Origin of the sequence: Bartonella mastomydis, assembly GCF_900185775.1 — a bacterium.
Taxonomy (GTDB): domain Bacteria; phylum Pseudomonadota; class Alphaproteobacteria; order Rhizobiales; family Rhizobiaceae; genus Bartonella; species Bartonella elizabethae.
In genome coordinates this window covers 495,165-517,142 of sequence record NZ_LT883137.1, presented here as the reverse complement: position 1 = coordinate 517,142, position 21,978 = coordinate 495,165, and the positions used below count along the sequence as shown (strand labels likewise).

General features: G+C 38.7%; 16 protein-coding genes and 1 tRNA gene. 6 read left to right on the top strand and 11 right to left on the bottom strand.

Annotation, left to right across the window (positions count from 1 at the left end; all coding sequences use genetic code 11):
- Window positions 1-19: 19 nt before the first annotated feature.
- From rpsA to aroA, 3 genes are all read right to left on the bottom strand, one after another.
- The gene (rpsA, locus tag FJG96_RS02930; RefSeq protein ID WP_139412658.1) at window positions 20-1,720 is read right to left on the bottom strand and encodes a 30S ribosomal protein S1; all 1,701 of its coding nucleotides are present in this window, start codon (window positions 1,718-1,720) and stop codon (window positions 20-22) included.
- A gap of 135 nt (window positions 1,721-1,855) precedes the next feature.
- A complete protein-coding gene (gene cmk / locus FJG96_RS02925; RefSeq protein ID WP_139412657.1) occupies window positions 1,856-2,503 on the bottom strand; it encodes a (d)CMP kinase in 648 nt (215 codons plus the stop codon).
- Complete coding sequence (aroA, locus tag FJG96_RS02920; RefSeq protein WP_139412656.1) at window positions 2,500-3,828, bottom strand: 3-phosphoshikimate 1-carboxyvinyltransferase; 1,329 nt, start codon at window positions 3,826-3,828, stop codon at window positions 2,500-2,502. The genes cmk and aroA overlap by 4 nt, the downstream gene beginning before the upstream one ends.
- 186 nt (window positions 3,829-4,014) lie before the next feature.
- Between aroA and FJG96_RS02915 the strand changes: the two genes are divergently transcribed.
- Complete coding sequence (locus FJG96_RS02915; RefSeq protein WP_100129789.1) at window positions 4,015-4,395, top strand: TIGR02300 family protein; 381 nt, start codon at window positions 4,015-4,017, stop codon at window positions 4,393-4,395.
- A 108-nt stretch (window positions 4,396-4,503) separates the two neighbouring features.
- Window positions 4,504-4,579: transfer RNA gene (locus FJG96_RS02910), tRNA-Ala, on the top strand.
- A gap of 1,324 nt (window positions 4,580-5,903) precedes the next feature.
- Here FJG96_RS02910 and FJG96_RS02905 read toward each other — a convergent pair.
- Entirely contained in the window at window positions 5,904-6,491 is a 588-nt protein-coding gene (locus FJG96_RS02905; protein ID WP_139412655.1) for a transglycosylase SLT domain-containing protein, read from the bottom strand.
- Between the two features lie 113 nt (window positions 6,492-6,604).
- The gene (locus FJG96_RS02900; protein WP_139412654.1) at window positions 6,605-7,789 is read right to left on the bottom strand and encodes a DNA recombination protein RmuC; all 1,185 of its coding nucleotides are present in this window, start codon (window positions 7,787-7,789) and stop codon (window positions 6,605-6,607) included.
- A gap of 91 nt (window positions 7,790-7,880) precedes the next feature.
- Here FJG96_RS02900 and def point away from each other — a divergent pair, with 91 nt between their 5' ends.
- Genes def through truA form a run of 3 tightly spaced genes read left to right on the top strand, consistent with a single transcriptional unit; the run spans window position 7,881 to window position 10,091 of the window.
- Entirely contained in the window at window positions 7,881-8,417 is a 537-nt protein-coding gene (gene def / locus FJG96_RS02895) for a peptide deformylase (RefSeq protein ID WP_139412653.1), read from the top strand.
- Entirely contained in the window at window positions 8,417-9,346 is a 930-nt protein-coding gene (gene fmt / locus FJG96_RS02890; protein WP_139412652.1) for a methionyl-tRNA formyltransferase, read from the top strand. Before def ends, fmt begins: the two co-directional genes overlap by 1 nt.
- 1 nt (window position 9,347) lies before the next feature.
- Window positions 9,348-10,091: a tRNA pseudouridine(38-40) synthase TruA gene (gene truA / locus FJG96_RS02885; RefSeq protein ID WP_139412651.1), complete on the top strand. Its 744-nt coding sequence runs from the start codon at window positions 9,348-9,350 to the stop codon at window positions 10,089-10,091.
- A gap of 31 nt (window positions 10,092-10,122) precedes the next feature.
- On the opposite strand, the gene FJG96_RS02880 is transcribed toward truA, so the two are convergent.
- Entirely contained in the window at window positions 10,123-10,986 is an 864-nt protein-coding gene (locus FJG96_RS02880; RefSeq protein WP_139412650.1) for an LOG family protein, read from the bottom strand.
- 106 nt (window positions 10,987-11,092) lie between these two features.
- Between FJG96_RS02880 and dapD the strand changes: the two genes are divergently transcribed.
- A complete protein-coding gene (gene dapD, locus FJG96_RS02875; RefSeq protein WP_139412649.1) occupies window positions 11,093-11,953 on the top strand; it encodes a 2,3,4,5-tetrahydropyridine-2,6-dicarboxylate N-succinyltransferase in 861 nt (286 codons plus the stop codon).
- A 566-nt stretch (window positions 11,954-12,519) separates the two neighbouring features.
- On the opposite strand, the gene lepA is transcribed toward dapD, so the two are convergent.
- The 5 genes from lepA to dnaK all read right to left on the bottom strand — a co-directional run bounded on the left by lepA (window position 12,520) and on the right by dnaK (window position 21,484).
- Window positions 12,520-14,325: a translation elongation factor 4 gene (gene lepA, locus FJG96_RS02870; protein ID WP_139412648.1), complete on the bottom strand. Its 1,806-nt coding sequence runs from the start codon at window positions 14,323-14,325 to the stop codon at window positions 12,520-12,522.
- Window positions 14,326-15,142: 817 nt separating this feature from the next.
- Window positions 15,143-16,057, bottom strand: coding sequence for a DMT family transporter (locus tag FJG96_RS02865; RefSeq protein WP_139412647.1), 915 nt, complete (start codon window positions 16,055-16,057; stop codon window positions 15,143-15,145).
- Window positions 16,058-16,089: 32 nt separating this feature from the next.
- Window positions 16,090-16,995 carry an acetylglutamate kinase gene (argB, locus tag FJG96_RS02860; protein ID WP_012230379.1) on the bottom strand — a complete coding sequence of 302 codons (906 nt, stop codon included), beginning with the start codon at window positions 16,993-16,995 and terminating at the stop codon, window positions 16,090-16,092.
- Window positions 16,996-18,291: 1,296 nt separating this feature from the next.
- Window positions 18,292-19,434 carry a molecular chaperone DnaJ gene (gene dnaJ, locus FJG96_RS02855; RefSeq protein ID WP_139412730.1) on the bottom strand — a complete coding sequence of 381 codons (1,143 nt, stop codon included), beginning with the start codon at window positions 19,432-19,434 and terminating at the stop codon, window positions 18,292-18,294.
- Window positions 19,435-19,591: 157 nt separating this feature from the next.
- Entirely contained in the window at window positions 19,592-21,484 is a 1,893-nt protein-coding gene (gene dnaK, locus FJG96_RS02850) for a molecular chaperone DnaK (protein ID WP_139412646.1), read from the bottom strand.
- Between the last annotated feature and the right edge of the window lie 494 nt (window positions 21,485-21,978).

Sequence of the window (21,978 nt, the reverse complement as noted above, 5' to 3'; positions counted from 1 at the left end):
CAATGTTAATGATTGATGATTAATCTTGTTCTTGTTTTTTCAAAGCCGCACCAAGAATATCGCCAAGAGAAGCACCTGAATCTGTAGAACCATATTGGGCAACAGCTTCTTTTTCTTCTGCAATTTCTAACGCTTTAATCGACACTGAAATTTTACGTGTTTTTTTATCAAATGCTGTGATACGCGCATCAACCTTTTGCCCAATTGCAAAACGCTCAGGACGTTGTTCATCACGATCACGCGCGAGATCAGCACGCCGAATGGTTGTTTCAAGGTTGTGGTCAATCAATTTCACATCAATGCCATTGTCGTTAACAGCAACCACTTCACAGGTTACAACAGCCCCTTTTCGCAATTCGCCAGAAGCGGCTGCTTCTCCAACTTTATCACTAGAAAGCTGCTTAATTCCAAGAGAGATACGCTCTTTTTCAATATCAACATCCAAAACCACAGCTTTAACAATATCGCCTTTGTTGTAAGTATCAATAACTTGTTCACCTGGACGGTTCCAATCAAGATCAGAGAGATGAACCATACCGTCAACATCGCCTTCAAGCCCAATAAACAAACCAAATTCTGTTTTATTTTTAACCTCTCCCTCAATTTGTGAATTGACAGGAAATTTATTGGCAAAAGCTTCCCATGGATTTTCAAATGTTTGCTTTAAGCCAAGAGAAATACGCCGTTTAGAAGGATCAATTTCAAGAACAACCACTTCTACTTCTTGTGATGTAGACAGAATTTTTCCAGGGTGAACATTTTTCTTTGTCCAGCTCATTTCAGAAACATGGATCAGTCCTTCAATCCCTGGTTCAATTTCAACAAAACCACCGTAATCCGTAATGTTGGTCACAGCACCCGTAATTTTCTTACCAATCGGATAGCGGACACTGATACTTTCCCAAGGATCACTTTCAAGCTGTTTCATTCCAAGAGAAATACGATGCGTATCTTGATTAATGCGAATAATCTGAACTTTAATCGTTTGACCAATTGTAAGCACTTCAGATGGGTGGTTCACACGCCGCCATGCCATATCTGTAACGTGCAAGAGACCATCAATCCCACCAAGGTCAACAAAGGCACCATAATCTGTAATATTTTTCACCACACCTTCAACAATTTGGTTTTCTTCAAGATTTTGTACGATTTCTGAACGTTGCTCAGCGCGGCTTTCTTCTAAGACTGTACGACGTGAGACAACAATATTGCCACGACGACGATCCATCTTCAAAATTTCAAAGGATTGTGCATTATGCATGAGAGGTGAAACATCACGAATGGGACGAATATCAACTTGGCTACGCGGCAAAAAAGCAACAGCACCATCAAGATCAACTGTAAAACCACCTTTTACTTGGCTAAAGATAACGCCCTCAACGCGTGTACCAGCATTGAATTTTTCCTCTAAACGGACCCAACTTTCTTCACGTCGTGCTTTTTCACGCGATAAAACAGCTTCGCCCATCGCATTTTCAATGCGTTCAATGTAAACCTCAACTTCATCGCCAACTTGCAAAGAACCATCTTTTGCTTTAGCTCCAAATTCTTTGAGAGGTATACGTCCTTCGACTTTAAGTCCAGCATCAATAATGGCCATGTCTTTTTCGATTGCAATAACACGACCTTTAACAACAGATCCTTCATTAAGATCATTGGTTTGAAAAGATTCTGTTAAAAGGGCTTCAAAATCCGCTGTTGTGGGATTGTATTGTGACATAAGAACTCCTAATATATACCTTATTCCTCATAAGGTATGAGCGCTAGGTTAGTGTTAACATGGGTAACTCCTTAGCCTTTTCCCTTGAATAAAGGAGGAAAAATTAGCGCTAGGCTGGGAGCCACCTTAATAAATTTATCCAATTATATGCATTTTTATGATTGGATCAATAAAAGCACATGCAATTGCAAATGTTGCTTCTATACTCAATTCTGACGTATCAAGCAAGTGGGCGTTTTTTGCCGGTTTTAGGGGGCTTTGTTTGCGCGTTATATCGCGACTGTCTCGCCATTCAAGATCACGAAGAATTTCATGATAATTTGCTTGTCCCCCTTTTTCTAAAATTTCTTGGTAGCGACGTTTGGCACGTATCTGAACATTGGCTAGAACATAAAACTTGATATCGGCATCAGGACAAACGATTGTCCCAATATCTCTTCCATCGAGCACACTTCCAGGTAAAGTTTTGGCAAAATTACGTTGTTTTTCGACAAGAATTTTGCGTACAGCAGGGTTAATCGCTATTTTTGAAGCCGCTTCACCAAGTTCATGAGAAGAAAGGAGAGCAGAATTTAAGCTATTAAAATCAAGTTCATTAGCACAAATGATAGCATTTTTTTCATCATTAAGAGCCAATTTTTGTTGTAAAAGCGCATGAGCAACACCACGATAAGTAAGCCCTGTATCCAAATGATGAAGATGATAATGTGCAGCAATTTTGCGAGCTAAGGTCCCTTTGCCCGAGGCTGCAGGTCCATCAATGGCAATAACAAAAGGCTTCAAGCGATTTTTCCCCCAAGTTGTTTTATAAAAGGAATAAATTCCGGAAAACTCGTAGCAATCATTCGTTTATCATCAATGGTAACAGGTTTTTCTGATGCAAGCCCAAAAATGAGAAAACACATCGCAATTCGATGATCAAGATGTGTAGTAACATTTCCACCCCCCAAACCTTTGGCCGAACCTTTCCCATAAACAACAAGAAAATCTTGACCTTCTTCACAGTCTACGCAATTAATTTTTAATCCTTGTGCAACAGCAGACAGCCGATCCGATTCTTTAACACGCAATTCTTCAATTCCTAGCATCACTGTTTTGCCTTCTGCAAAGGCTGCTGCAACCGCCAAAGCAGGATATTCATCAATCATCGATGGAGCACGTTCCTTCGGCACAGTAACACCTTTTAAGATCGATGATTTTATCCGTAGATCGGCAACATCTTCTCCACCTGTTTGGCGTTGATTCAAAAATTCAATTTGAGCACCCATTTCCCACAATGTTTCGATAAGTCCTATTCGAGAATTGTTTATCAAAACATTTTCAATGGTGATATCAGAATCTTCTACAACAAGGGCTGCGACAATTGGAAAAGCAGCAGAAGAAGGATCTCCGGGAATATGAATCGTTTGTCCAGTAAGATGAGGAAAACCATTAAGATGAATCAAACGCGCACCTTCTTTATCTCTTTCTATTTCAAGTTTAGCACCGAATGCTTTTAGCATTTTTTCCGTATGATCACGCGTGAGAACCGGTTCAATAACCGTTGTAATGCCAGCGGTATTCAGTCCAGCAAGGAGAACCGCTGATTTAACTTGAGAGGAAGCTATTGGGACACGATAGCGAATCGGATTAGCCATTTTGGGACCATAAATTGTTAAAGGAAGGCGATTGCCATCTGTTGCTTCAATTTCCACCCCCATAAGACGCAGTGGATCAAGGATACGTCCCATAGGACGTTTAGAGAGAGAAGCATCACCCATAAAAGTTGTTTTCATATGATAGGGACCAACCATTCCCATAACCAAACGAGCACCTGTTCCAGAGTTTCCAAAGTCTAAAGGTTTTTGTGCGGCTAAGAGACAACCATTCCCTGTTCCTCGTATGATCCAGAAGTCGTCTTTCTTAATCATATAGGCACCCATAGCCTTCATAGCAGCAGCTGTATTGAGTACATCAGCACTTTCAAGTAATCCGTGGATATATGTTTCACCATTTGCTAACCCTCCCAGTATAAGAGAGCGGTGGGAGATTGATTTATCTCCTGGTATTCGAATTTTTCCAGAGAGACTACTCGATTTATAGGCCGTTATAGGGATTGCTTTTTGCATGGAAATTCTATTTAATTCTATCTAACTTTTATGAAATTATGTATCCTTTAGCACATGCTTTAAAGGGCGTCATGAAAAAATCTACGTGGAACGGTGTATTTATCTTTGACAAAGGCATTATTTTTCGATTAAGCACCATAAAATTTATCTTTTAATGGAATAGAATTAATCAAAGAGGCACGGTTTATGGCAAAACAGGAACTTGGAACGAAACGTGTTGATCCAGAAACAGGAAAAAAATTTTACGATCTAAATCGCGACCCTATTGTGTCACCTTATACAGGAATCTCTTATCCGCGTTCTTATTTTGAGGTTGCAGCAGCTGAAGCAAACAACGAAGAGGAAGTGGATACTGAAGAGCTTGATACAGCACTTGAAAAGTCTGCTTTTATGCTTCTTGAAGAGGATGATGACGGTTCTAAAGATGACGATCTTCCTGATCTGGAAGATAGTGATGTCGATCTCGGTGATGACGACGATACATTTTTATCTCACGATGATGACGATGAAGATGATGACGTTACCGATATTCTTGGAGGCGGCGTTTCTAATGATGATGATGCTTAAAAGAAGGCATCTTTTTCATTGAATGCAAATTCTTCTTGATCTTCAATTTTTCTCGTTTTAAAAAAGTTCAAATTATAGACTGTTCTTTTGGGGAAATTTGTTTTTGTAGGGGCTATAGCTCAGCTGGGAGAGCGCTTGCATGGCATGCAAGAGGTCAGCGGTTCGATCCCGCTTAGCTCCACCAAAAGGACCAGCTCTTCTCTTAAGGAATCAATCTATAGCAGAGAATGTGTGATCAATTTAAAAAGGTTATGTGCTCTGTAACTATTAGTCCATTAGTGCACGCTTCTTTCAGCATTGTAATATATTTGTCATCATTTGTTGGATTGTGAAATTTTACTCTCATAGTAACGGAAAGTAAGTGACGTTTTTTATGCTTTTCATAGAAATAAAAAAATGTATTGTTTATCTTACACATTGTTTTAAAAACAAAATTTTAATTTCCCCCGCTACAACATTTCCACAAAATTAATATATTGGTTATGGATATCTTGTTAACAGGTGCAAGCTACCTAAAATAAAAACTCTAGAATAGGATATACTTCTCGATCATAGCGAATCAAAACTTTTTTCCAGTGTTTTTAATCTTATCAAATGACCTACCAATTAAAAAAATCCCCACTTAAATAGTGTTCACCAGCTCATTCCTGAGGTATGTTAATGCCTAAAGAACATATTGATTTATCATGATTAAATTATCTCCTCTATTCAATAATAATTCCGAACAGAGTATGCTTTTCTTATCATAAACCCTCATATATTGAATCAATGAAAATTGTTTCCTTAGCACATCATAAGCAAGGTTGAGGTATAGGAGCGAAGCGACGCTATCACACATTTTTCCCGCTCCCAATGTTACTTCATGCTAAAAGAAAATCTTGCCTTGAATATTCATTATATGAAAGCAGTATATAGCTTCCCCCTAAACAATAGGGGCGTACAACAAGATAACTTTTTAATTAATATGGAAAGTCTTCATTTCATACAATACTAAAGACTATTAGTCTTTTGGAAGGCTGTAACTATACCTTTATACGAAGCAACGTTTTTATGAAGCGACGCTCTTTCGTTTAATGCATTTCTCATTTTTTATATTGAATGTTTTTACCCTTTTTATGATGGTTGAATTGCATTTATTTTAATTGCTCTTTTATACGCTTAACAAATGAATATTCATGTCATAATCAGCCAATCATGCGCATAATGAAATTTAAAAATTTCCTTCAATAATTTCTGTCATTTCGCCCAGAGTTAAATGTTGGCGTTCAATGGAAGATAGTATCCATTGTAAATTTTTTGAATAAATATACCTTCTTAAGGAAGACAAAAATACCAAGAGTATCTTCAAATAGATTATGTCTTGCAAAAGCTTTCTGTCGCTTGAATTTATTTTAATTTGTTTCTTTAATAATCGGAAAAACGATACTGCCTTATCACCCCATAAGAAATTTTACTCTTGAACAATTTTATCCCATCAATTCCCTAATTGAGATTTTTAAAAATTTTTCCTAATGCCATCCACATCTCTTTAATTGCTGTGCATAGAGCTTAGACATCCTTGCCATACGCTGCGCTGCCTGTGAAAGCGCAGCATTAACATGTCCACCACTCCGCGCATAAGCACCATGCCCCATATGATAATTTAAATAAAGGCTATAGGCATCATCAAACCTCACCCCATTGCGCTGAACACTTTGGCGATGATACCAAGCAACAAAATCAGCAGCATCTGCAAAATTGGTACGCCATGCAAAAGACCTCCCCGTAGAGCGAAGATACATTGCCCATGTACTATCAAGCGCTTGAGAATAGCCATAAGCTGTCGACCGACGCTTCCATGGAATAAAACCAAGTAGTTTTTTTCGTGGAGGACGTGCATTGTGACGAAAGCTCGACTCCATATTAATGGTTGCCAGAATAATCGGCATAGGAATTCCATAACGCATTTCTGCTCTTTGAGATGCCTTACCCCAATTATCAAAAAAACCATTTTTTTGTGCTAGAATAGCACAAGCATTGTTTGTGTGGATGGGAGTAGTTGTTGCACACCCCCCTAGCAGAAACACCAGTGCCCCTAAAAACAAAAGGTGTCGCATATTCCCTATTCCTCTCGTTTAAGAAATAAAACAAGATAGAGATACTCAAAAATTATTACCAATCAATAAAGAACATGATCTGAACTTATCATCGTTTAGAAGCTTGCTTTGCTTTATTCTTCATCAACCAAACGCAATGTTTGCGATTGAGCCGATGTTGTCATTTTTGTTGATTCAGAGTAATTTTCTTTTAATTCGACAGTTTCAATGCGATTTGCCCGTTTCATAATTTTGGAGGAAGATATTAAAATTCCCTCTATATCTTCACCTGCTTTGTGAAAGTGCTTCTGTAGTGCGCGAACACGCATATCCATTCGTCCAAAATCTTCCATTAATTTTGCTACTTCTGATTGAATTAAATGCGCTTGTTCACGCATCCGCGCATCTTTCATAATAGTTTGAACAACTTGGACAGAGAGCATCAATAAAGACGGTGAAACAATAATCACATGAGCTCTATTGGCTTTTTGTACCAATGGCTCAAAATCCTCATAAATTGTTGCAAAAATCGATTCCGACGGTACAAAAAGAAAAGCGGTGTCATGGGTTTCTCCAGGAATTAAATATTTTTGCGCAATATCACGGATATGGACGTCCATATCGGTACGAAATTGGCGTTCTGCCTCTTGGCGCTCTTGCTCTGATGCAGCTTTACGCAGAGCATTCCAAGCCTCCAGAGGGAATTTAGCATCCACAACCAGAGATGGTGCTTTATTAGGCATATGAATAAGACAATCTGGGCGCTTTCCATTGGAAAGAACTGCCTGAAAAACATAAGCATTTGTTGGTAAGGCATCGGCAATAATAGCTTCCATCCGCCCCTGACCAAAAGTCCCCCGTGTTTGCTTATTGCTTAAAATAGATTGCAACTGAACAACTTGTCCGGTCAGTGATTGAATATTATTTTGTGCCGCATCAATCACAGCTAAACGCTCTTGCAAACGATTCAAATTTTCATAAGTAGATTTGGTCTGTACCTGAAGTGTTTGACCTATATTGGCTGTCATGCCATTAAGTTGCTCACTGAGTGATTTATTCAATTCAGCTTGCCGTTGACCAAAAATTTCCGCCATCGTTTGCATGCGCCCTTGCATTTCAGATTGTGTTTTGAGCAAAATAGTCATCTGCTCTTGTGCCTCACGAGCACGCTTGGCAACTTCACTTTCCAAAAGTGCCTTTTTTCGATGAGAATAAATTAACATAAAAAATGCTAAGCAAACGAGCATCAATAAAAGAAGAACACTCAATTTCGTAAAAGACTCATCAGCAAGTATAAAAGAAAAAAACGAATCAAACATGAGAAGTAATATAACGCCCTCATCGTAAAAAAGCGTAAGAATTTGTTATTCAATATTGACCCATACACAAGCATTGATTAATCTGTACCTTATGTCAATGAGACCTTTAGTTATTTTACCAGATCCAATTTTACGGGAAATATCCAAACCTATCGAGCATGTTGATGCAGCCCTCCAAAAGCTTGCAGATGATATGTTGGAGACCATGTATCGTGCTAAAGGCATTGGTCTTGCTGCTATTCAGATTGGTATACCACTGCGCATGTTAGTTATAGATGTTTCTGGGAATTCTGAAGGCGAGCAGAAAAATCCGTTTGTTATCATCAACCCTGAAATTTTATGGCTTTCAGAAGAACGTAATATTTACAAAGAGGGTTGTCTTTCCATTCCTGACTATTTTGCAGAAGTTGAACGCCCTAAACGTCTGCGTGTTCGCTATCAAAACCGTGAAGGAAAACAGACAGAAATTGAAGCAGATGATCTGTTGGCAACTTGCTTACAACATGAAATGGATCATTTAGATGGGCGTCTTTTTATTGATTATATCTCAAAAATCAAACGTGATATGGTGATACGAAAATTTAAAAAACGCGCAAAAGAAAAAAATACTCAGGAAGCAATTTTGTAATGGCATTACGGTTGAGTTTTATGGGAACACCCAGTTTTTCTGTTCCCATTTTGCATGCTTTATTAGATGCGGGTCATGATGTTGTCGCCGTTTATAGTCAACCTCCTCGCCCAGCAGGACGTCGTGGTCTTAAACTCATTCCCTCACCTGTGCAAAATGCAGCAGAAGAAAAATCTATTCCCGTATTCACACCTCAAACACTCAAAACAGCCGAACAGCAAGCCCAATTTGCAGCACTTTGTGTTGATGCTGCTGTTGTGGTTGCCTATGGACTCCTCTTACCAAAAGCTATTCTTGAAACACCGCGTTTTGGATGTTTTAATGCCCATGCTTCGCTTTTACCACGCTGGCGTGGTGCTGCGCCTATTCAGCGTGCAATTATGGCTGGGGATAAGAAAACTGGGATGATGATTATGAAAATGGATGAAGGGCTTGATACAGGGCCTATTGCCCTCTCACGCTCTATTCCCATCACTGATAGCACCACTACTGCTGATCTTTCAAACAAGCTTTCATATATTGGTGCAGAACTTATGGTAGAAGCTCTATCAACTCTGGAAAAAGGACAACTTAAACTGACCCCCCAATCAGAGGAAGATATAACCTATGCTGCCAAAATCAAAAAGGAAGAAACCCGTATTGATTGGACAAAACCTGCAGAAGTTATTCATAGGCATATTCGTGCGCTCTCTCCCTCTCCTGGTTGCTGGTGTAACATGAATATCGGTGGACGAGAAGAACGCGTAAAAATTCTTGGAAGTCGTTTAATAACTGGTCCTTCTCTTGAAATTGGTCGAATAGAACCAAATTCTTTGATTGTCCATTGTGGACAAGGGCGCCTTGAAATAACCCATCTGCAAAGATCTGGTGGTAAAGTCCTTGAGAGCGCAACCTTTTTGCGAGGTGCTCATATTTCTGCTGTTTTTTAATATGCCCCGTTTTAAACTTACTCTTGAATATGATGGATCAAATTATGCTGGCTGGCAGCGTCAAGCAGAGCTTCACACGGTACAAGGAGCTCTTGAACAAGCGATTTTTCGCTTTAGTGGAGAACAATTAACCATAACAACAGCAGGACGAACGGATGCAGGAGTGCATGCGACGGGACAAGTTGCGCATGTTGATTTCATAAAAAATTGGCCTTCATATACTGTACGGGATGCGCTCAATGCTCTTTTACGTCAACAGGGAGAAGCCATTTCAATCTTAAACGTAGAAAATGTCCCTGATAACTTTGATGCACGATTTTCTGCTATCAAACGCCATTATCTTTTTAAAATTCTCAATCGTCGCTCTCCACCAGCCTTAAATGCCAAACGCGTGTGGTGGTTGCCAAAGCCTCTTGATGCTGAAGCTATGCATGAAGCAGCTCAAAAGCTTGTAGGACAACATGATTTTACAACTTTCCGCTCAGCACATTGCCAAGCCAAAAGCCCTATTCGAACCCTTGAACGCCTCGATGTCCAAAGAGAAGGTGAAGAAATCTTCCTTTATGCGCGAGCCCGCTCTTTTCTTCATCATCAAATCCGTTCATTCGCAGGAAGCCTCATGGAAGTGGGGATTGGACGTTGGACAGCTCAAGATCTTGAAGCAGCTCTTCATGCTAAAGACCGTAAACGTTGTGGTGTTGTTGCTCCCCCTTCAGGACTTTATTTAACAAAAGTAGAATATTAATTATTCTACAAAGTTTCTTCTTAAAGAGCAATTAAGGAAGTTTGTAAAAAGAACGAATTTCTTTGAAAGCTTCTGCTGCTGTATTGACAAATTTTACCAAATTAACATCCGTAGGAGAGATTGTACCTTGCGAAGCTAAATATTCAAAATTGACCGCATTGCTCCAAAATTCTTTGCCAAACAATAAAATTGGTACCTGTTTCATACGTTCTGTTTGTATTAAGGTTAACGTTTCAAACAACTCATCCAAAGTCCCAAATCCTCCAGGGAAAATAGCTAATGCTTTTGCCCGTACTAAAAAATGCATTTTTCGCATCCCCAAATAGTGAAAATTGAAACACAAATGCGGAGATACATATGAATTAGGCTCTTGCTCATGTGGTAAAATAATATTCAAGCCAACCGTTGGGGCACCAACATCACAAGCGCCACGATTTCCTGCTTCCATGATCCCTGGTCCGCCCCCCGTAACAACCACAAATTCACGATATTCTGTTTTCGCCGAATAGAGAGAACACAAACGTGCAAATTCCCTTGCTTCATCGTAATGATGTGACATAGCACGCAAATTTTTCTTTTGTGTTTCATTTTTTGCAGCCCACGCTGCTTGCCCAGGTTCAGGAATACGCGCACCACCAAATAAAACAACTGTTGATTGAATATTATATTCTTGTAATGTTATTTCCGGCTTTAAAAATTCAAGACCAATACGTTGTGAGCGCAGCTCTGGACGCATCATAAAATCTTGATCGATATAGGCTAAACGATAAGTAGGTGAACACATTTGTGCTGAATTAGAAACTTTATGGATCTGTTGGAGAGCCTCCCTTGTATGAAGAAGTGGAGTCCAATTTTCTTGTTCTTCTTTTCTTTTTTCTTTACAGCCTTTTTTCATGCACATGTCCTACTTTCTCATCGTTTTATTGACTGAAAACATTTCTTCGCGTAGGTCATAGAGAATAAATCTTGAAGCTTTCAACTTGTTTAACGGAACTCTCATCATGACCCATCTCACACAACTTGAAATCATTATCGAAAAAGCATTCGATGATCGCGATTCTATCAATACTACCACAAAAGGGGAAATTCGTGAGAGTGTCGAACACATATTGAACCTTCTTGATAAAGGAGAAATCCGTGTTGCAGAACGGCAAAAAAATGGACAATGGCATGTTCATCAATGGTTGAAAAAAGCTGTTTTACTCTCTTTTCGGCTAAACCCAATGCAAATTATTACTGGTGGAATCAATGGAACATATTGGTGGGATAAAGTTCCTTCAAAATTTTCTGATTGGAAAGAAAATGATTTTCAAAAAGCGAGGTTTCGTTCCGTTCCTGGAGCAATTGTACGCCATTCTGCCTATATTGCACCAAACGTCATACTCATGCCATCCTTTATCAATCTTGGTGCTTTTGTCGATGAAGGAACAATGGTTGATACCTGGACAACCGTTGGTTCTTGTGCACAAATTGGCAAACATGTTCATCTTTCTGGTGGTGTTGGTATTGGTGGCGTTTTAGAACCTCTGCAAGCAAATCCAACAATCATTGAAGACCATTGTTTTATTGGCGCTCGCTCTGAAGTTGTTGAAGGCTGTATTATTCGTGAAGGTGCTGTTTTAGGAATGGGAGTTTTTATTGGAAAATCTACAAAGATTATTGATCGTACAACAGGTGAAACTTTTATCGGTGAAGTACCAGCCTATTCAGTTGTTATACCGGGGTCTCTTCCTGGAAAACCACTCCCTAATGGTGAAGCAGGCCCAAACCTTTATTGTGCTGTTATTGTAAAACGCGTTGATCAAAAAACACGAGAGAAAACATCCATTAATGAGCTTTTACGTGATGAGACACAATGTTGATTTATAATGCCATTTATTGTTTTTCAACTTGAACAATACTCTCAAATACAAGGAGTCTCTTATTTCAAATCCTTGCATATTAAATTAATCGCTCTCATTTCCTTGCACATCACAAACGTAAAGAGTATTTGGGTAAAACACACCTTAATAAAAGAATAAAAATGTCCTTAATAAACGCTCTCAAGCACCAAGAGCGATCATAACATTTTGAATGCGCAAAAAGTATGATGATAGTAATACGCGTCTTTATGATGTGTAAAGATGGTCATGCCAAATGATTTTTATGGCATTCACGGGGGCTTTAGCCATTATCCTTACGAACACCATTGTGAAATAAGGTCGAGTGTATTGAAAGATATTTCTCTTAAGACAAACGCGCTAATATGCAACACGAATGTATTTTGTTTAAAGCATTCTGTTTTACGTGAGCAACATGAAACAATGAAAAGATACTCTATCTAAAAGCGTGAGAACTGCACAATTTCCGTTAAAAAACACTCTTTAAAAACCTGAACCAATCAACAAAAGCAAAAGCGCAATCTAATGAGAAAATACGCCTTTTTTCATTATTTATTCATTTTAAGCGCTTGAATAAAAGCTGACTGAGGAATTTCTACCTTTCCAAATTGGCGCATCCGTTTTTTACCTTCTTTTTGCTTTTCCAAAAGTTTCCGCTTACGCGTCACATCGCCACCGTAACATTTTGCTGTTACATCTTTACGCAAAGCACGAATTGTTTCACGCGCTATAACTTTACCACCAATAGCCGCTTGAATTGGAATCTGAAACATATGCTGGGGAATAAGATCTTTTAGTTTTTCACACATGGAACGCCCGCGCTTTTCCGCAATCGTGCGGTGCACAAGCATCGATAATGCATCAATAGGTTCTCCATTCACCAAAATAGACATTTTAACTAAATCCCCCTCGGCATAATCCCTCATCTGATAATCAAAAGAAGCATACCCCTTTGAGATCGATTTTAAGCGATCATAAAAATCAAAAACAACTTCATTGAGTGGTAAATCATATGTCACCATAGCACGCGTTCCAACATAGGATAAACCAACCTGTATTCCACGCCGCTCTTGGCACAGCTCTAAAATTGACCCAAGATAGTTATCAGGAGTCATGATTGTCGCTCGGATCCACGGTTCTTCGATAGAAGAAATTTTAACCACATCAGGCATATCTGCTGGATTGTGCAACTCTTTAACAGAACCATCATTCATATTCATACGATAAACAACCGAGGGTGCTGTCGCGATTAAATCCAAATTAAATTCGCGTTCTAACCGCTCTTGAATAATTTCAAGATGAAGAAGTCCTAAAAAACCACACCGAAAACCAAACCCCAAAGCTGCAGATGTTTCCATTTCAAAAGAAAAACTCGCATCATTTAAGCGTAATTTGCCCATGGCTGCACGCAAATCATCAAAATCAGCAGCATCAATTGGAAAAAGTCCACAAAAGACAACGGGTTGCGCAGGCTTAAAACCAGGCAAAGCATTTTCACAAGGGCGACGCTCTTCAGTAATCGTATCGCCAACCCGTGTATCGGCAACCTCTTTGATAGAAGCAGTGATAAAACCAATCTCACCTGGTCCTAATTCATCAACCTGCACCATTTTAGGTGTAAACACCCCAACACGCTCAACAGGATATTTTGCCCCTGTCCCCATCATACGAATGGTTTGACCTTTTTTTAACACACCATCAATGACTCGTACCAAAACGATGACGCCAAGATATGCATCATACCAGCTATCAACCAACATTGCCTTCAAGGGACTTGCACCATCGCCTGTACGTGGAGGGGGTAATTGTGTAACAATTGCTTCCAAAACATCAGGAACACCCAAACCTGTTTTTGCTGATATTTCTACGGCCTCAGATGTATCGATGCCTATCACATCTTCAATTTGTTCTTTAACACGCTCAGGTTCTGCTGCTGGAAGATCAACTTTATTGAGTACAACAACCAATTCATGCGAATTATCAATGGCTTGATAAACATTTGCCAACGTTTGTGCCTCCACCCCTTGGCTCGCATCTACCACCAACAGAGAACCTTCACACGCTGCTAGTGACCGCGAAACTTCATAAGCAAAATCCACATGACCAGGTGTATCCATAAGATTTAAAATATAGGTTTCACCATTCTTTGCTTTATAGTGTAAACGTACTGTTTGTGCTTTAATAGTAATTCCACGTTCACGTTCAATATCCATGGAATCAAGCACTTGTTCCTTCATCTCACGTGTGTCAAGCCCTCCTGTCATTTGAATCAAACGATCCGCTAAAGTGGACTTGCCGTGATCAATATGTGCCACGATGGAAAAATTACGAATATAATTACGATCTATTGTCATATAAGGCGATTTAGCAAAGAATAACACAAAACGCAAAGACCAATTATGGCCTCTCGAGAACCTTTCAAAAGAATATTAACCCAAAAAGCTTCTCAAAACATGAACTTCTCATTGCTTAAAAAATAAGGCTTTTGTTTACTAAATTAAATACTAAAAGAACTAAAATAATCTTTTTGCATCTTGTTTGATGACTCATCGGCTGGTTAAGCCGGTACGTGTTCCACCACACACCTTGCCAACCTCCAATGTTGCGATGCTCCTTAACATTTGAAAGAATTTAGAGGAGGCATACCTTTATTTATGCAATTTTAACCACATGGCTCCCGCTTACGGCGTGTAAGCAAATGATTTAGATTAATTTAACATGAAAAACATTTGAAATGAGAAAATTTTACGGTCTTCAGAGTTCTAACTCAATATGAATAATGTTATATTATCATTATAAATCAATATATTGTATGAATATCAGGTGGACGCATATATCACTTAAACTTTCGATAAAATTTGCGAGAAATGCTTTTTTATTTGTACACAATAATTTGCTTTTCTAGTAATCTTATATAAAATAAATACATATCGGGAGAGAGAGTTTTCTTCTCAACATTTAAAACTTTAGAAATAGGCTCTATTGCGTAGAGCTTTTATGTACTTTTTATACAACTCCTTCCTTCCTCCATTAAAGATAAAAACATCAACTTTCTTCAAATTATTGGATAATACATTGATTTATAATGATCATTTATTGTTTTGCAATTTAAATGAAAACGCTGCAGGCAAAAAACGCATACAATAAAATCATCATAGGAAAGGTGCATCGCTAATCAATTTTTTCAATTGCTTTATTTTTTTTACGCCATTGTGAAGGTTGTAATTCAGCAACAATGATCCCAATCAGAATAAGCAAACCGCCCAATAAAGCTAAAGGAGATAAATGCTCTCCAGCCAAGCGCCCAACGATACCAGCCCACACTGGTTCACCTGCGTAAATGAGTGTTGCACGCGTAGGGGAAATAGATTTTTGTGCCCAATTCATCGCCAATTGAATAATAGCACTCATTAACGCTAACCCCATACCGATACTAAACCATACCCACGAAAATTCAGGAATGCTTTCACCCATCAAAGGCATACAAGAAAATGAAAAAAAACCACTAAAAAATAACTGGATAATGGTCACACGCCGACTATCAACCTTGTTGGCAAAAATTCCGATGAGTATGACTTCTCCAGCAATCGCTAAAGCGCCTAACAAAGTCAAAATCTCGCCTTTTGAAAAATCAAAACTTCCTGGCTTTTGTCCTGAAACAAGTACAAGCCCAATAAAAGCAAAAACAATACCAACCCAACAGGCAAAACGGGGAGGTTTTTTAAAAACAATCCACTGCAAGATTGGAACCATCGGAACGTAAAGCGCTGTGATAAAAGCCGACTGACTACTAATAATCGTTTGAAGTCCAGCTGCTTGCAAAGCATAACCCAAAAACATGGATAAACCAATTGCCATTCCAGCAAAAACTTCATAAGCAGTTATACCTTTTATAGAAGGCCAAAAAATTGCTCCACATATCAATGATGCAACGATAAAGCGGAATCCAACAAAAAACAGAGGACCACTATAGCGCATCGCGATGTGAACCACTAGAAATGTAATCCCCCACAATATCGTTGCAGCAAATATTGCCAATTCTGGTTTACTTAATAAAGGATATTTAAACTGTTTTATATTCGTCATGAAAGGCCTTCTCCTCCAATTTTCCGTACAATTTATGAAACAATAAGCGTTCCAACTCCCTGTTCGGTAAACAGCTCTAGTAAAACAGAATGAGGGGTTTTTCCATTTAAAATGACCACACCTTCCACACCATTTTGAAGGGCTTTCACACAAGTCTCTACTTTTGGAATCATGCCTCCTGAAATTGTTCCATTTTTGATAAGTTTCTCAGCTTCAGAAACTGTCAATTCTTTTAAAAGTTTACCCTGTTTATCCAAAACACCAGGAACATCCGTGAGGAATAAAAGACGTTTGGCCTCTAATGCACCCGCAATAGCTCCAGCAAAAATATCAGCATTAATATTATAGGTTTTTCCATCCCGACCTGGAGCCACAGGAGCAAGAACTGGTATCATTTCAGAACAAGCTAATAGATCCAGCAATGTACGATCAACTTCAATAGGCTCACCAACAAATCCCAAATCTAGAACACGTTCAATATGCGAATCAGGATCAATGACAGTTCTATAAGCCTTTTCGGCAAAAACCATATTGCCATCCTTACCACACAGCCCTATTGCCCATTCACCCTCAGCATTGATAAGAGCAACTATTTCCTTATTGATGGAACCCGCTAAAACCATTTCCACCACTTCAACGATCCGCTCATCGGTTACCCGTAAACCGTTTTCAAATCGTGATTCAATCCCCATTTTCATCAAAATTTCAGCAATTTGAGGTCCTCCACCATGAACAACAACAGGATTAATCCCCGATTGCTTTAATAGAGCAATATCACGCGCAAATGCTCGCCCCAAAGCAGGATCACCCATAGCATGACCGCCATATTTTACCACGACTGTTTCATTTTCGTATTTTTGCATATAAGGTAAAGCAGACGATAAAAATGCTGCTTGTTTTTCCAAAACATCCACAGCACTGTTTTTAGCATCATCCATTAATAGAGCCTCCTCATCACTTTTTACTATCTCTTAGTGAAATTTAGGAAAAGTGAAAACAATAAAACAAAGCTTTACTCTATCCATCCCCCTGAAAATCGTCAATTTTCCTTCAAATTACGAAAAAATAATAACGAGATGAAACAAGAAAATAACTTCCTCAATAAACTTAACAGCGAAAAATTAAACAAAATAAGCGCAAAAAACGTCACTATTTTATGATCTGATGTATAAAATTGAAGAGTAAAATTTTTAAGCTACACTGTACAATCAACTCATTTGTTTACCCTTATGGATACTTAACAATGAATAGGAATATATACAACCATTGATTTTGTAAGATAAAAATAAAATTTTTTTATCATAATAAAATTAATATATCTCCGACATAGAAAGTGCTCTTTACATCTTATCTAAAATTGAACATTCAAAAATATTAATGAAATCATTTACAATGAATGCACGTTATGGAGAATGTTTTGTCATTTTAATACTCAAATTCCAAATCAATCAAAACCATTGGCTTTCATATTAAAAAAGAAATTGGCGTATGGACACCATATAAAACTTACAATACTATTGATTTATAATCATAAGCTAGCGTTATCCGAATAAAAGTCCCTATATCTCAGAGCAGCCTGTGGTTAGGACTATGAAAATAGTACTTTATACAATCGATCATGAGAGGTTATATTATTGGGAATAAGATAGATTGCCCAACAGCTTTTGTAGTCTTACTTGATAAGTTTTTGCCATTTTAAAATTTTATGATGGAGCTTTTAAAAGGGATTTTGGGCGCTTGGCTTCTTCCTTTCCTTTAAAGAAGAAGGTTTTTTAGAGATTTTGTCTGTAAAAAAAATCTGCACTCTTATTGGTTCCACCTAATGACTCCTCATGTGATTTATTCACATAAGACTCTACGAACAAGCCTCATAACCTCGCACTTCTAAAAATACTTCATGTGTACAAGAGGCTTACATGGCTTGTATTCCCTCATTAAATGACGATCTTTTATAGCACAAAAAATAAATGCCGTTAACACTGGAAACATTATCAGTCACTCAGTGCATCCTTCTATGGATAAGTCCTTTTGAAAATGTTATAAACATGCAAAAGTAAGACTTATCCATAAAATGCAAAAAAACTCTGCGCAGCAGGAGCTTACACTAAAGTAATCGTTTCTCTTTTTTTTCAAACCAAAAGAATGCTTTTCAAAGATGATAAGACAATCGAAAGTTTAATAAAAATAACCTTCCAAAAATGTTTTCTCATTTACTTTGAAAACATGCACTTATTTTAACCGGAAATATTTTCAAAAAATTCTTTCATCCGTGAAAAAAAACCATGTGATTGTGGTGAATTCTCGTGATTTGAGAGCTTTTCAAATTTTTGCAATAGTTCACGTTGCTCTTGCGTGAGCTTCTGTGGTGTCTCAATCGTGATATGAATATACAGGTCACCCCTTGCCTGCTGACGACGCAACATGGGCATGCCTTTGCCTTTAAGACGGAATTGACGTCCATTTTGTGTCCCTTCTGGGATCTTAACACGTGCTTTAACACCATCAAGGTCAGAAACTTCAAACTCTCCTCCTAAAGCTGCTGTTACCATTGAAATAGGAACGCGACAGTGAAGATCTGCTCCTTCTCGCTGAAAAAATTCATGCGGTTTAACGGAAAGAAAAATATAAAGATCACCATTGGGACCACCACGAACACCCGCATCTCCCTCACCAGAAAGACGAATACGCGTCCCATCTTCAATACCAGCTGGAACATTCACGCTCAATGAACGTTTTTTCTCTATGCGCCGTGTCCCCTGACATTTGGGGCATGGATCTGTAATCATTTCACCACGTCCATGACATGTAGGACATGTTCTCTCTATAGAAAAAAAACCTTGTGCAGCACGCACTCGACCAGATCCATGACATGTCCCACAAACTTGCGGACTAGAGCCCTTTCTCGCTCCTGAACCTTCACAAACATCGCACGTGACAGAACTAGGAATATTAATTTCTGCAGTTTTTCCTGAAAATGCCTCTTCTAAGGTCACCTCCATATTATAACTCAAATCTGCACCACGTTCGCGACCATCACCACGCTTACGGTGCGCACCTCCCATAATCTCACCAAAAAAATCTTCAAAAATATCAGCAAATCCACCAGCGGAAGCAAAACCGCTAAAAGGATTGCCTCCCCCTTGACCACTGCTATTTTCAAAGGCTGCATGACCAAATCGGTCATAAGCAGCACGCTTTTGGGGATCTTTAAGAACTTCATAGGCTTCGCCAATTTCTTTGAATTTTCGCTCTGCCTCTTTATCCCCGGCGTTGCGATCAGGATGATATTGCATTGCCAACTTACGAAAAGCAGATTTCAATTTTTTATCATCACATTCACGAGTCACGCCAAGAATTTCATAATAGTCAACCTTCATCATGTATTCCTGATCGTTTTTCTATCATCCACCTTTATGGATAATATCACTTTTATTTATATTTTTAGCAACAAACTTGCAACTTATCTCACATAATAAAGCCCAGCCTTATATTTCAAAGGCCGGGTTTATAAATTAATCAACACACATGCTGACACTATTTCTTCTTATCATTAACTTCTTCAAAATCAGCATCGACAACATCATCATTCTTTGTCTCTGTTTCAGTATCAGCGCTCGCTGCTTGTGACGCTTCATACATAGCCTGCCCAAGCTTCATACTGACTTCTGCTAATTTTTGCATCTTTGTTGTTACTTCTTCCGTATCACTGCCTTCAAGCGCAGATTTCAAATCAGATATTGCTGTTTCAATCTGTCCCTTTTCTTCAGCTGATACTTTATCACCATATTCATTGAGTGATTTTTCCGTCGAATGAATAAGAGCTTCCGCTTGATTTCTGGCTTCAACACCTTCACGGCGTTTTTTATCCTCAGCTGCGTGCTCTTCTGCATCCTGTACCATTTTTTCAATATCAGCATCACTTAAACCACCTGATGCCTGAATACGAATTTGATGCTCTTTACCTGTTCCCTTATCTTTTGCCGAAACATTAACAATACCATTCGCATCAATATCAAAAGTAACTTCGATTTGCGGTATACCACGCGGTGCTGGGGGAATACCAACAAGATCAAATTGAGCCAATAATTTATTATCACTCGCCATTTCCCGTTCACCTTGGAAAACGCGAATCGTTACAGCACTCTGGTTATCATCAGCTGTTGAAAAAACTTGCGATTTTTTCGTCGGGATCGTGGTATTGCGCTCAATGAGACGTGTGAAAACGCCCCCCAATGTTTCAATCCCTAAGGATAAAGGAGTTACATCGAGCAGCAACACGTCTTTGACATCACCTTGTAAAACGCCCCCTTGGATGGCAGCACCCATTGCAACCACTTCATCGGGATTAACACCTTTGTGTGGATCTTTGCCAAAGAAGTTCTGCACAACTTGCTGAATCTTAGGCATACGTGTCATACCACCCACTAAAACAACTTCGTCAATCTCACCAGCTTTTAATCCAGCATCTTTCAATGCGGCTTTACAAGGCTCAATGGTACGCTGCACTAAATCATCAACGAGTGATTCAAATTTTGCCCGAGTCAATTTCATTGTTAAGTGCTTGGGACCTGATTGATCTGCCGTGATAAATGGTAAATTGATTTCTGTTTGCTGTGAGGAAGAAAGCTCAATCTTTGCTTTTTCTGCCGCTTCTTTTAAGCGCTGTAGAGCAAGTTTATCATTCTTTAGATCAATACCTTGCTCTTTTTTGAATTCATCGGCAAAATAACCAACCAAGCGCATATCAAAGTCTTCACCCCCTAAGAATGTATCTCCATTGGTTGATTTAACTTCAAAAACGCCATCTCCAATTTCAAGGACTGAAATATCAAATGTACCACCACCAAGGTCGTAAACAGCAATTGTTTTTCCATCCTTTTTGTCCAAACCGTAAGCTAAAGCAGCAGCAGTCGGCTCATTAATAATCCGTAAAACTTCAAGCCCAGCAATTTTACCCGCATCTTTAGTCGCTTGACGTTGCGCATCATTAAAATAAGCAGGAACAGTAATAACTGCTTGTTCAACTTTTTCACCAAGATAAGATTCAGCTGTTTCCTTCATTTTTTGCAAAATCATTGCTGAAATTTGCGATGGAGAATATTTCTTCCCCGCTTCTTCAACCCATGCATCACCATTGTCACCTTTAACAATTTTATAAGGCACAAGTGCTTTATCTTTTTCAACCATAGGGTCATCAAAACGGCGCCCTATCAAACGTTTCACTGCAAAAACTGTCCCTTCAGGATTTGTTACTGCCTGACGTTTAGCAGGCTGTCCAACAAGCCGCTCTCCTCCATCCGTAAAGGCAACAACGGAAGGTGTTGTTCGTGCTCCTTCTGAGTTTTCGATAACCTTTGCGTTTTTGCCATCCATAACAGCCACACAAGAGTTCGTCGTCCCCAAATCAATACCAATTACTTTTGCCATATTATAATCTCCATTCAGCAAGCTACCTCAACCTTCATAAAGCATCTTTTTAAGATAGCTCCTCATAACACTTAAAGCCCATATCCTGCTTCAAGCAACATAAATAATAATAAATCGCAAGTCGCCAACAAGCCTCGCTGCCTCGTATATAAGAACAGGATTTTATTGCTACAAGAGAATAATGAGAGAAACATCTCCAAAATAAAAAATTTCTTTTAAAATAGGTACCCTAATAACCCATAAATACCATATTTATGAAAGACTTGAGATCATCATATATTTTTCCCGCAATTCTCAACAAACATATCTGTCTATAAAAATAAACAGAATCATTGAACACGCGCTCTTGATCTCTCATCATGAAGTAAGAAATACTGACACAAAAGCTTTTTAAAAATATCGCTTAAAGGCGAATACTTATATCATAAAATATTATAAACCTCCCTTAAGACTATAAAATAGCTATCATATCTTATGAACCTGTTTTTTATGAG

Bases quoted from the DNA above. Each gene is read 5' to 3' on its own strand.
- FJG96_RS02915 (WP_100129789.1), top strand. From the start codon at position 4,015: ATGGCAAAACAGGAACTTGGAACGAAACGTGTTGATCCAGAAACAGGA.
- aroA (WP_139412656.1), bottom strand. From the start codon at position 3,828: ATGCAAAAAGCAATCCCTATAACGGCCTATAAATCGAGTAGTCTCTCT.
- dnaJ (WP_139412730.1), bottom strand. From the start codon at position 19,434: ATGAAGGTTGACTATTATGAAATTCTTGGCGTGACTCGTGAATGTGAT.
- dnaK (WP_139412646.1), bottom strand. From the start codon at position 21,484: ATGGCAAAAGTAATTGGTATTGATTTGGGGACGACGAACTCTTGTGTG.
- fmt (WP_139412652.1), top strand. From the start codon at position 8,417: ATGGCATTACGGTTGAGTTTTATGGGAACACCCAGTTTTTCTGTTCCC.
- argB (WP_012230379.1), bottom strand. From the start codon at position 16,995: ATGGATGATGCTAAAAACAGTGCTGTGGATGTTTTGGAAAAACAAGCA.
- FJG96_RS02865 (WP_139412647.1), bottom strand. From the start codon at position 16,057: ATGACGAATATAAAACAGTTTAAATATCCTTTATTAAGTAAACCAGAA.
- def (WP_139412653.1), top strand. From the start codon at position 7,881: ATGTCAATGAGACCTTTAGTTATTTTACCAGATCCAATTTTACGGGAA.
- lepA (WP_139412648.1), bottom strand. From the start codon at position 14,325: ATGACAATAGATCGTAATTATATTCGTAATTTTTCCATCGTGGCACAT.
- FJG96_RS02900 (WP_139412654.1), bottom strand. From the start codon at position 7,789: ATGTTTGATTCGTTTTTTTCTTTTATACTTGCTGATGAGTCTTTTACG.
- FJG96_RS02880 (WP_139412650.1), bottom strand. From the start codon at position 10,986: ATGAAAAAAGGCTGTAAAGAAAAAAGAAAAGAAGAACAAGAAAATTGG.
- rpsA (WP_139412658.1), bottom strand. From the start codon at position 1,720: ATGTCACAATACAATCCCACAACAGCGGATTTTGAAGCCCTTTTAACA.
- FJG96_RS02905 (WP_139412655.1), bottom strand. From the start codon at position 6,491: ATGCGACACCTTTTGTTTTTAGGGGCACTGGTGTTTCTGCTAGGGGGG.
- dapD (WP_139412649.1), top strand. From the start codon at position 11,093: ATGACCCATCTCACACAACTTGAAATCATTATCGAAAAAGCATTCGAT.
- truA (WP_139412651.1), top strand. From the start codon at position 9,348: ATGCCCCGTTTTAAACTTACTCTTGAATATGATGGATCAAATTATGCT.